This is a genomic window from Pilimelia columellifera subsp. columellifera (genome assembly GCF_039532605.1).
In the GTDB taxonomy this organism is placed as follows: Bacteria; Actinomycetota; Actinomycetes; order Mycobacteriales; family Micromonosporaceae; genus Pilimelia; species Pilimelia columellifera.
The window spans coordinates 1-4,687 of the sequence record NZ_BAAARY010000052.1; the positions used below are offsets into that span (position 1 = coordinate 1).

Genomic DNA, 4,687 nt, shown 5'->3' on the forward strand with positions numbered 1-4,687 from the left:
GAAAGTTTGTCCACAACATACAGACGATCACGCGGTGGCCGCCCCACGTCCAGCCCCGAACCCGCAGGTCAGACCCTGAAGTACGGCTGTCGTACTAGGGCCAACAGCTCGGTGCCGGCGGCGATCGCACCGCTGGCGGTGAGGTTGGCTGCCACGCCCGCTGGCAGGTCGCGGAGTACCCGCTTGATGCCTCGGTGCAGTCGGCCCCGGTCCGGGTTGGGCTGCCGTGCATCCTGTTCGAGGTCGCCGACCTCGTCGCGGATGGCCTTGGTTGTCTCAGGATCAAGATCAGCGGCGTTGATTGCGTCCAGGACATCACGTGTCCACGCCAACACCTTGTCAATGTCTCCGCCGGTGGTGGCGGTGAAATGCTGGGTAGCGCCCGGCGACTGGTTCTGGACGGCCACGTTGTGACCGGTGCCGGAGATAGTCAGGCCGCCGCTGCGGCTCATGGTGTGCTCTTCCGGTCCGCTGACACCCTCGACCCACCTCCGTCCCTCTGGAGTGATCTTAATCTTTAGTGGCCCGTCGATCTCTGCCACTGTCGGCCCGGTGATGTAGCCGTCGGCCATAAGCGGAATGGTCACGGTGGAGATATGCGGGTCCGACAGGCTGTCGGTGTCGACGCCGCACTCACGGGCGAAGTCGTACGGGTCGTGCATTCGCTCCCCGAAGGGATCCACCCGGTACAGGGCCTGTGCCAGGGCGAATTGCTGATGTTTGTTGCGGCGCATCTCCGGACCCATGCGCTCCAGCGACCGAGCCCGTTTCCTGCCGTCCTCAGTAAGGCGGACTGACATGGGACACCCGTTGGTCCCAAAAGCCGCTCTGCCTTCGATGTATCCCTCATCCATCAGCGGAACGGTGACCCAGCCGGCGAACTGGTCGCCGTCGCGCTGGTCAAGGCCAGCACGAGCGAGCACAGCAGCGGGGTCGACCGTGTTCTTTCCGACCTGGAGATGGAACAGGGACACCATGAACTCGTCCTGCTCATGCTGGGTGGCCTCTGGTGCTGACAATCGCTCTCCTCAGTGCCCTGCGGGTCTTCTCCCGCTTTTGGTGTCACGCGGCCGAGCAGCAAGGCTTACCTGTGTGGCTGGCCGCGCGGACCGCATCACCGACCGGCCGGGAAAGACCTCCCAACCGGGGCGTAGCCGCGCCGACTGTATCTCCAAATCCACTAAGGACTAGACTCTGATGGCGGCCGCGCGTGTCGCGTTGGCCGCCATCGCCGTGTCTGGGGAGCTGGCCATGAGTGTCATATGGCCGCGCGCAGCTTCGCCTCGACGTCGTCGAGGTGGGCGAGGCCAGCTCGGATCACGGCCTCAATGACGCGGTGCTTGGCCACACGTCCGTGGGTGCGATGGTGGATGGCGTTGACCGCCTCGGCCAGTGCGTCGGCTGTCTCCTGGTCGTAGTAGTACGTGCGGCGCGTCATCCCATCGGGCTCGCCCTTGCGCCGTTCCGGCTCCGTCGGTGTTTTCTCAGCTAGCGGTGCCGGTGTATGAGAGGTATGAGCCGTGTGAGGCTCGGCGGGCGGTAGCGTTCCGAGGCTGAAACGACGGCTCAGGACGTCGTCGGTGCGCGGTGGGGGTAGATCCTTGCCGCCGCTCATGCCATCACCTTCTGGACGCGCTGAGCCAGCTCGCGGTACCAGCCCGCGGCGTCGGAGTCCGGCGCGTGCTCCAGTACGGGGCGCTGAACCCGCCAGGCTTCCCGGATAGCTGTGCGGTCGCCGACGACGGCTAGGACGTCGACGCCGTCCATCGCCTCGTATGCGGCCAGAGTCGAGGTGGCGATGCGGCCGCGGCGTCCGTCATAGAGGTTCACCACCACGCCGGTGACGTCGAGCGTCAGGCCCAGGGCCTGCTCAACGGTGTCGATCTGCCGGGTCAACAGCCGCAGCGCGTCCAGCGACGAGTCCTCGGCCTGGACCGGGATTAGCACGCCGCCCGCTTCGTGTGCGTCGTCCGGCCGTGGTCGCCGTACGGCGACCAAAGCTGTGTCGGTCAGTGCGCCCAGGCTCGGCGGGCAGTCAATCAGGCAGTAGTCGTACCCGCCGGCGAATCCATCCAGCAGCCGTGACAGCAGATATTCCCGACCCGTGCGCGAGTACATCTGCGGCTCCAGCAGGAACATGTCCGAGCTGGTGGCCAGCAGGTGCAGCCGCTCCCGGTACGGCGTCACCAGCTCGCCGAGTTGCCCGGACCACTGGCCCAGCAGCGCTCCGGTCAACGTCGCCGGCTCGACGGCGTTGGGCGCGCCCATTGCCTTGGTCAGGTGGCCCTGGGGATCGAGGTCGACCAGCAGCACCCGGTGGCCTTCCTCGGCCAAGGCCGCACCCAGGTTCTCCGTGGTGGCCGACTTCCCGACCCCACCCTTCTGATTCACGATCGCAAGTCGTCGCATGGGCCGCACCGTACACCTGTCACACGAGTAGGAGGCCTCATACTCGTGTGACAGGTGTGACGAGTGTGAACTTCCTGGTAGGCGGCTTGATCTCGTACTGATATGAGGCCTCATACCTGTATGAGCTTGCTCGTTTGGGTATCGCGTTCGTCGCGGCGCGTCTGGGTGCGCGGTCGTCGGCGCGTCTGAGGGTGGTAGATGGTCGTCCGGCGGAGCTCCTCCGCCAAGAGCTGTTGCGTTTGCTGCAATTGTTGCGGATACTTCGAGTGGATGAAGGAGGGGCTCATGGGCTCAACGCTTGCACCACCGCTGGTACCCGATAGTCAAGCCGTAGCGACCGCGAACCAGGCGTTGCCGCATGTCACGGCCTACCTGGCGCGCCACCCGGAAGCGCACAGCGTTCCGTTGCTGGTTCAAGACGATGAGAACGAGGAAGCACTGACGGTGCCGCGCGCGGCGGTGACGCTCCTCGCCGCGATCCTTGGCCACATGGCTGCCGGCGAGGGCGTTCAAGTTGTGCCGTCACATGCCGAGCTCACCACTCAGCAGGCGGCTGACCTGCTCAATGTTTCTCGTCCGTACCTGATTGGGCTACTTGATGCTCGTAAGATTGACTATCGGAAGGTCGGCAAGCACCGTCGGATCAAGATGTCCTCATTGAGCGCGTACTTGGATCAGGACAAGATAGAGCGCAAGAGTGCAGCCGATGAGCTGGCGGCGTTGACTCAGGAGATGGGCCTTATCTGACGTGTCGCCGTTCATCGTCATATACGACGCTAACGTGCTATATCCGAGCCTCCTGCGGGATCTGCTTATTCGTATCGCGCAAGAGGGATTAGTCCAAGCCAAGTGGACCGATCAGATTCTCGATGAGGCGTTTCGTAACATCAGGATCAATCGACCGGATATTGATGAAAGCCGCCTCGATAGGACGCGGGCGCTGATGAACAACGCGGTACGGGACTGCCTGGTCACCCAGTACGAGCCCCTCATCTGTGCTCTGACGCTTCCTGCCGAGGGTGATCGGCACGTATTGGCGGCCGCTATCAAATCTCGTGCACAAGTAATCGTGACCGATAACCTGAAGCACTTCCCCGCCGATCGGCTTGCGCCTTGGGAAATCGAAGCGGTCTCGGCGGACGATTTTATCCACGACATCATTGACCTGAACAAGGCATTGGTCTTACGTATCTTGGATAAAATTTCGCGGTCGTGTAAAAGTCCGCCGCTGACGGTGGATGAAATTTTCGACAGGCTTGCCGAGGCGAGTCCTCCCCTGACTAATTCCGTGGCCGCGCTCCGCAGCTAATTGCAGCCATGGCCTGTGCAGCACGTACACCGCCTCGGCCAGCTCGGCGCGTAGCAGCCGCGCGCGAGCTTCCACGCAGCCGCCTGGTGTGGCGCCGAGCCGGTCGACGATGTCGGCGACGTCGACGGCCAGGCCCAGGTCGATGATGCGCTGCACGACTTGCGACTCAGAGGCATCCAGGCGTACCGCGATCTGCCGTAGCAGTGTGCCGTCGCTCCACCCGAGGCGAACAACCTGGTCGTCGTCGGCGCTCCAGAACCGCCGGTCGGTACGGGAGCGCAGGACCGTGCGCCAGTCGTAGTGCGGATCATTAGCCAGCTGCTCACGTAGCCACGACTCGCGGCCGGCGTTGCCGCGCATCGCGACATCGGCGTCGCGGGGGATGAGGTCTTTGATCTGTGCGTGGATGGCGCCGGGCGTGCGCTGCAGCTGCTGCGCGATCTGCGCGACGGTGACGCCGTCGCCGAGCCATTCGATCAGTTGCTCGTACTCGTGCTCGGTCCAGATGTCGCCTTGACGTAACGGGCTACCGCCGACGTCGTCGACGCCCTCCAATGTGTCATCCATGCCTGCCACTTTAAGTGCGCGCACCGACACTTTCAGTCTCGACTTTCGTGGCTGTTGGCACCGTGCCCCGACCTCTCGCCGCCGGGTAGGGGCGCCGGGCCCAGCACCTGTACCTGGTCGGCGAGTAACTGTTCCATGGCGGCGGCCGCGCCGTCAGGATCCCCGGCCTCCCCCCGCCAGTGGGCCAGGTTGTGGCGGGTGGTCAGGGGGCGCCCAGCACCCGTACCTGGTCGGCGAGTAACTGTTCCATGGCGGCGGCCGCGCCGCCATGATCCCCGGCCTCCCCCCGCCACCGCGCCAGGCTGTGGCGGGTGGTCAGGGTGTGGGGGTGGTCGGCGCCCAGCACCCGTACCTGGTCGGCGAGTAACTGTTCCATGGCGGCGGCCGCGCCGTCAGGATCCC

The 4,687-nt window shown here is 64.6% G+C and carries 6 protein-coding genes; 2 read left to right on the forward strand and 4 right to left on the reverse strand.

Annotated elements, in window-relative coordinates:
• Positions 1-68: 68 nt before the first annotated feature.
• The 3 genes from ABD287_RS18120 to ABD287_RS18130 form a co-directional block, all read right to left on the reverse strand.
• Positions 69-1,019, reverse strand: a complete 951-nt coding sequence (locus ABD287_RS18120) for a hypothetical protein (protein WP_344174711.1) — start codon at positions 1,017-1,019, stop codon at positions 69-71.
• Positions 1,020-1,258: 239 nt separating this feature from the next.
• A complete protein-coding gene (locus tag ABD287_RS18125; RefSeq protein WP_344174713.1) occupies positions 1,259-1,615 on the reverse strand; it encodes a hypothetical protein in 357 nt (118 codons plus the stop codon).
• A complete protein-coding gene (locus tag ABD287_RS18130; protein ID WP_344174715.1) occupies positions 1,612-2,409 on the reverse strand; it encodes a ParA family protein in 798 nt (265 codons plus the stop codon). The genes ABD287_RS18125 and ABD287_RS18130 overlap by 4 nt, the downstream gene beginning before the upstream one ends.
• 285 nt (positions 2,410-2,694) lie before the next feature.
• Between ABD287_RS18130 and ABD287_RS18135 the strand changes: the two genes are divergently transcribed.
• Both ABD287_RS18135 and ABD287_RS18670 read left to right on the forward strand, forming a co-directional pair.
• Positions 2,695-3,156, forward strand: coding sequence for a helix-turn-helix domain-containing protein (locus ABD287_RS18135; RefSeq protein ID WP_344174717.1), 462 nt, complete (start codon positions 2,695-2,697; stop codon positions 3,154-3,156).
• A gap of 34 nt (positions 3,157-3,190) precedes the next feature.
• A complete protein-coding gene (locus ABD287_RS18670; protein WP_486352066.1) occupies positions 3,191-3,718 on the forward strand; it encodes a VapC50 family PIN domain-containing toxin in 528 nt (175 codons plus the stop codon).
• 769 nt (positions 3,719-4,487) lie between these two features.
• Here ABD287_RS18670 and ABD287_RS18150 read toward each other — a convergent pair.
• Positions 4,488-4,687, reverse strand: a 200-nt coding sequence (locus tag ABD287_RS18150) for a tetratricopeptide repeat protein (protein ID WP_344174721.1), incomplete at its 5' end; no start/stop codon positions are given.

Bases quoted from the DNA above. Each gene is read 5' to 3' on its own strand.
- ABD287_RS18130 (WP_344174715.1), bottom strand. From the start codon at position 2,409: ATGCGACGACTTGCGATCGTGAATCAGAAGGGTGGGGTCGGGAAGTCG.
- ABD287_RS18125 (WP_344174713.1), bottom strand. From the start codon at position 1,615: ATGAGCGGCGGCAAGGATCTACCCCCACCGCGCACCGACGACGTCCTG.
- ABD287_RS18135 (WP_344174717.1), top strand. From the start codon at position 2,695: ATGGGCTCAACGCTTGCACCACCGCTGGTACCCGATAGTCAAGCCGTA.